We start from the raw sequence: 5,601 nt of genomic DNA, 5'->3' as shown, positions 1-5,601 counted from the left end.
GTTCACTTTGATATACGTTTCATCCATGCGCCAAGATTTATTGGTTTCTCGTTTCTGAGATTTAGCGTTTACAGCAATGTCAGGAGAATAACGGATAACCCAACGGTTGAGCGTAGCATGATCCACTTCAACACCTCTTTCTTCCATAATTTCTTCAAGGTCGCGATACGAAACACCATACCTGACATAAAAGAAAACAGCATAAAGAATGACATCTTTTGGAAAGTGAGTACCTTTGAAGATGAGCATGTGATCCACCTTTTATTGAAATATGAGAATTATGATAGCAGATAACGCGGAGAATGGGGATTTATGCGACAGAACCATATTACCAAAGACAGGATGAACTATGCGCACCATATTGAAGAAAAATCACCGATTGGCTCTGGGGTCACCGAGGCTGCGTGCAAAACATTGGTTAAACAACGACTTTGTGGCTCGGGTATGCGCTGGAAAAACAAAGGAGCAAAAGTAGTGCTGAGCTTAAGAGCTTTAGTTCAGACAACAAATAGATGGCAACAGTTTTGGGATAAGATTATTCAATTTGGTGTAGAGCATCAAACCGCATAAAAAATTATATTAAAGCCGCACCCATTCGAAACACCAGACTGCTTTTGATAAGTGCCGTCTTTTTTCTTTTGCTCTCGCAATTTTTTTTGTGTTGCTAACTCTTTTTTTTATGCGCTTTGTGCTCTTCTCGGTTAGGACGTTTGCTAACTTTACTCATGATTTCTATTGAGGGTAGTATTAGAACTTAATATGATAGGAAAGCATTATATAGAAAATATAAAATGGCTTTTTATGCGGGTTTTATTTCATGCGTCAGGGCTGTAGAAGAGCCGTAATCTGAATCGCTATGACAACTCAGCTGTTGTATAACTTTCGATTAAAGTAAATCTATGAAGGCCATTTTTCCTCCTGTAATAACTAGAACACTCCCCGCTAATCTGTTAATTACATTAATCATTCTAGGGGGAATATTGTTTTTTCTTATTTTACTTCCCAAAGAAAAGTACATTGAGTAGCCAATGAGATCCAGGACAACAGTTATCGCACACATAACAGTTAACTGTGGGATGATAGGGTTCAGGGGATCAATGAATTGGGGCAATAATGCTGCAAAATAAAGTAAAGCTTTAGGGTTTGTAATTTCTAATATAAATCCTTTGCAAAATATTACATAAAGACTTTCTTCAATACTGTTATTTGCTCTAATTTTTAGCCCTCCAGATATATTGAAAATTGCTCCTATACCTAAATACATTAAATATAAAATACCAATCCATTTAATAATAAAAAACAGATGTGTTGTGGTAATCATTAAAGCTGCGATACCAGTCGCAGATAATGCAAAGAAGACAATATTAGCAAATGCAATCCCCAAAATCATAAAAATTGCTCTCTTATACTTTGTAGATGCACCTTCAACGGCAACTCCTATTGCAGCCGGTCCAGGGGATAACACAACGATAAAAGTAGTTATTGTAAATAATAGAAGAGCACTTAAAGATAACATTCGTTTCCTTTATGATTTGGTAGTGAGTTTTAAAGGTATATTTATATAGGCTTATACATTAACAAAGAGCATGGTTATGCTAACGTCTCTTCTTTGGTTTGAAAGTTAACCTCAACCCATTGTTCATCAATATTAAAATTCTTCATTACTTTCTTACTTAATGCAGGTGTAATTGAATGAGATAATATTGAAACCCCAATAAGCCAATCTATACATTCTGTAATGTTGTTTTTACTTAGTGCTGGAGAAATCTTAAGCCAATCTAGTAATGTGTTAATAGCCTTAAGTATATCGGGAGTTGGAAAAGAGAAGTGTACTTGTTGCGCTTCAAAAAACTCCATTAACCTTACTGAAGGGGTACACTGAACATCAACAGTACCCTGGTCATTAATGAAATTAATAACATCATCTGTCTGTCCTATCATATCTTTCAAATAAACCGATTTATAAAATGAGTCAAATTTATCTAAAGTAAAGCTATTAGGTGAAAATTGAGGGTTAATGTACATTATGTATAACCTAGCAGCATCACTGGGATAATTGTGCTTATCAATTAAGTCCGCAGCCCAAATTGCATGGCCTGTACTTGATGCTATTTTTTTTCCATCTAATTGGAAAAAATGATTTGTTAAGAAGTAATCAAACGGTTTTATTTTTAAGCCTTGTGCAGCCCCCAAAAACGCCACTAAATAAGCGTTAGTATTATCAATTCCAAAGCCTGCTATAGTTTTAACCTGCGAACCTATTGAAAAGGGTTTTTCATCATTATCGAATGCTTCTCTGTATTTATCTGCTAAATATAGAGAATAAAAATACATTGTGGTATATGAAAACATCACTTGTTGCTCGCTAAATTTGGGGTCTTTATATTCAATTCCCCAAGTATCTGGGTATGTTAAACGGACATTGTTACCTTCTTTCTTTAAGAACGTTCGGGCAATTTCAATAAATCTTGGATCCAATCCCATCACTTTCCACTGCTTTTCAAGAATAGAAGGGTTTACTTTTATATATGCACAAGTATCTGTGATTTGATAGACACTTTCATTATTGGTTAATGCGGGAATAAAATATGGGTTTATAATTTCTTCTGGGCGAAGATTTGCGCCACAATCCTCACAGTAAAAAGCTTTCATCTGTGATCCACAATTTGAGCAAGAGCCTCTTATCCAGCAACCGGTCATTAATTTACCGTCATTACGCTTATGAAATTTTTCTAATTTATATGTTACTGCTGAGTTAAGTTTTAGCTCATCACAAAGATGTTGGTGTGTTTCATTGAATGATTTTGAGTGTTGTTCTGATAAAGGGTTTATATAACTATCAAAAACGATGTCAAATGCAGATAAGTCTTCAAGCATTAATTCATAATACTTATTATTCAGCTCAGTGGCTGTTAGCCCTTCCTGAATAGCTTTCAAGCTTACATGAGCTTCATAAGTATCCACCCCTGACATTACTTTAACATCATGGCCTAGAAACTTTAAGTTTCTAGCTAAAATATCAGTTTTCAAATATGGCCCAGAGATATGCCCGATGTGAAACCTGCCGTTAGGTGTCGGCATTATTGGTATAAATAAGTATTTTTGCATTTTCATTTTCGGCCCTTATAAATCAAAATTATAAAATATATTTTTATTTTTAATGAAGCCTTCATTACTATAAATATTTTTGGCTACTTCATTAGTTGATTCCGTCTCTAAAAACAAACCTCTAGCACCTGATGTCTGCGCAACTTGCTTGTTATTTTCAATCAACTTTTTAGCTATACCTTTTTTTCGGTAGTCTTTGAGAACAAATAGATCATTTAACAACCAGAGTTTTTTCATTGCAGTTGATGAGTAGAGTGGATACATCTGAGTAAATCCAACAATGGTTAGTAAGGGCTTGCTTTCGTCAACTGCAATAAGTATTAAAGAATCTTCAAATTCAATTCTTTTACTTATAAATTCAACCGCTAATTCATTATTTCTCTCACACTTATAAAAATTCCGATAGTGTTCAAATATTTCAACAATCTGTAATAGATCGGTTTTTTCTGCTCTTCGAATAGTAATCATATAGCTATGCTCATCTTGCTTGCTTTTTTTGAAATTTCTGGTGCAAGTTTAAATCCTTGCCCACTAAAACCTGACACGAATAAGCAATTTTTTGCTATTGGAGACAGTTTTATTTCGCCTTGTCTAGACGGGGTGTAAAGGTCGTAGCCAACCACCTTCTTGTTAACCTTTATAGTATTTATATTGGGTAATTTTTTATTAAAAAAGTCGATAATTTTCCTTTCATCTATAGCTGAAAAGGGGGGTATTTTTTTTAAATCTAAATCCCACTCATCAATAACCTTCCCCATTAATACAGCACCATTACCCATAGGTTTTATATAGTATTCAGATATATCATCAATAACAATTGGTGGTGTTTCATAAGGATTTCCCCCCGGTGACATTGTTCCCAATAAGTACTGAATTCGTTTGTTTCTCAGTGTCTTTGATAAACTAGGAAAAAGAGTTTCCAAAATCCCTACACCTTCAGCACCTCCTGCAAAGATAATTTTATCGGCAAAAATATCTCCATTATTTGTTTTAATTCCGTGGCAATACTCACTTTCATTTAGCAAGTTTATTACTCTGGTATTTTCCAGTAGGTTGCCACCATTACTGCACCCTGCTAAAACATAATTTCTACAAGTTTCTAGTGGATCTAAATATCCAGCACCTACGTCATGAATAAGTAAGCCACTCCTAGAGAATTTAAATCGTTTTTTAAAAAAACTAGAGTCTTGAATGAAAATACCACCTGATTTGAAGTCATATTGATTGATCTGCTCATCAATCTTATTGCCATTCATTGCTGTACGGTAAACTAAATCATGTTGAAAAAAAGTATTATCAACGCCTGTATGTTTTTTGAAATTTTTGAAAAAATCAAGGCTATTTACAGCTAGATCCATTATTTCTGGAACAGGGTCAAAAGCTCTAACAATAGCTCCAGTCGTAGACGTAGCACCGCTTTCACCAACTTTTTTTGCTTCAACTAACAGAACTTTATTGCCTAATATTTTCGATAATTCAAAAAAAATACTAGAACCTATAATTCCACCACCAACAATAATTGTATTGTAATTATCTCTCAGCATTATTAGTCCCACCAAACAGAAAATAGATGCATTGTTTTATCGCTACAGTTAGTTAGAAGGTGCGATTCATTCGAATCAAAAACAACTATATCACCAGTATTGATAGCAATCTCTTCTATGCCATTGACAACAACTTTCCCTTCACCCTCTGAAACCATCAAAGCTTCTTTAACACCATGAACATCTAAAGGCGCGGATGAATTGCTTGCTAACGTTAATCTCCCTAAGCCTATTGGTGCTGGCTTACAAAGAGAACGCATTACAGCATTTTGACTAATTAAGGAGTCTCCAAATTCTTCCTGTGATGAAAAATGTAGATAAGCCCCGCTCTGGGTGTATTTAGTTTCCTTGACCACAGAGTCGCTATATATATTGGTTTCTCTATGTTTAGTGGTATAAGTAAAAAGTAAGTTTAATATCTTTGCGTGTTCTTCTGTTGCTACCCAATCAGTCAGAGATTTCAAACATTGAAATTTAACTTCAATGATTGCTCTACTTTCCTCTGGAGCTTTATCTTGAACATTAATTCCAATCACCTGACTGAAGCTAATCGCATCTTTGTTTGACTCAAGTAACTTTTTGACATGGACCACCCATTCAGGAAAATACTCCCTTCCTTCATCTGTTAAATAATGTTCTACAAAAGCGGTTATCATTATTATTCCTTAGTAGTTAAATATAATTTCTAATTTTATGGTTGAACTATTTCCAGGTTACAAAAGTGTTTTCTGATTCCATGTCATATGCATTAAAACCGAGCATACTGTTAATTATTTTTGCGCTTCTCCATGCACCTAAAACCAGGTTTCTATCTGAAACACCCCAGCTAGATGTCGAGCCATTTTGAATATAAATCTTGTTTTTTATTCCTGAAGGGAGCTTGGCTGAGAAGTCTTTATGTGGGTTCTGTCGCAAGTATTGTTGGAAATGCAGGAAGCCTAGTCTTCAG

At 34.7% G+C, this 5,601-nt stretch carries 6 protein-coding genes and 1 pseudogene; 1 reads left to right on the top strand and 6 read right to left on the bottom strand.

The features are described from left to right. On the bottom strand, positions 1-249 hold a 249-nt coding region (locus CDZ78_RS17185), incomplete at its 3' end, for an IS6 family transposase (RefSeq protein WP_140414157.1). A gap of 60 nt (positions 250-309) precedes the next feature. On the opposite strand from CDZ78_RS17185, the pseudogene CDZ78_RS17180 reads away from it, so the two are divergent. After that, a pseudogene (locus CDZ78_RS17180) lies at positions 310-570 on the top strand (hypothetical protein); the annotation flags it as partial. A gap of 316 nt (positions 571-886) precedes the next feature. Here the strand turns inward: CDZ78_RS17180 and CDZ78_RS17175 are convergent. The 5 genes from CDZ78_RS17175 to CDZ78_RS17155 form a co-directional block, all read right to left on the bottom strand. Next, positions 887-1,516 (bottom strand): LysE family translocator, encoded by a 630-nt coding sequence (locus tag CDZ78_RS17175; RefSeq protein ID WP_087871085.1) that lies wholly within the window; start codon positions 1,514-1,516, stop codon positions 887-889. A 74-nt stretch (positions 1,517-1,590) separates the two neighbouring features. Then, positions 1,591-3,114 (bottom strand): class I tRNA ligase family protein, encoded by a 1,524-nt coding sequence (locus CDZ78_RS17170; protein WP_087871084.1) that lies wholly within the window; start codon positions 3,112-3,114, stop codon positions 1,591-1,593. Positions 3,115-3,123: 9 nt separating this feature from the next. Next, positions 3,124-3,576: a GNAT family N-acetyltransferase gene (locus CDZ78_RS17165; RefSeq protein WP_087871083.1), complete on the bottom strand. Its 453-nt coding sequence runs from the start codon at positions 3,574-3,576 to the stop codon at positions 3,124-3,126. After that, positions 3,573-4,652, bottom strand: a complete 1,080-nt coding sequence (locus CDZ78_RS17160) for an NAD(P)/FAD-dependent oxidoreductase (RefSeq protein WP_087871082.1) — start codon at positions 4,650-4,652, stop codon at positions 3,573-3,575. Before CDZ78_RS17160 ends, CDZ78_RS17165 begins: the two co-directional genes overlap by 4 nt. 2 nt (positions 4,653-4,654) lie before the next feature. Then, positions 4,655-5,308: a cupin domain-containing protein gene (locus CDZ78_RS17155; RefSeq protein ID WP_087871081.1), complete on the bottom strand. Its 654-nt coding sequence runs from the start codon at positions 5,306-5,308 to the stop codon at positions 4,655-4,657. Positions 5,309-5,601: the final 293 nt, after the last annotated feature.

The sequence above is a fragment of the Bathymodiolus platifrons methanotrophic gill symbiont genome (assembly GCF_002189065.1).
In the GTDB taxonomy this organism is placed as follows: Bacteria; Pseudomonadota; Gammaproteobacteria; order Methylococcales; family Methylomonadaceae; genus Methyloprofundus.
The sequence above is the reverse complement of the archived record's forward strand: the minus strand, read 5'-3'. Positions and strand labels throughout refer to the sequence as shown.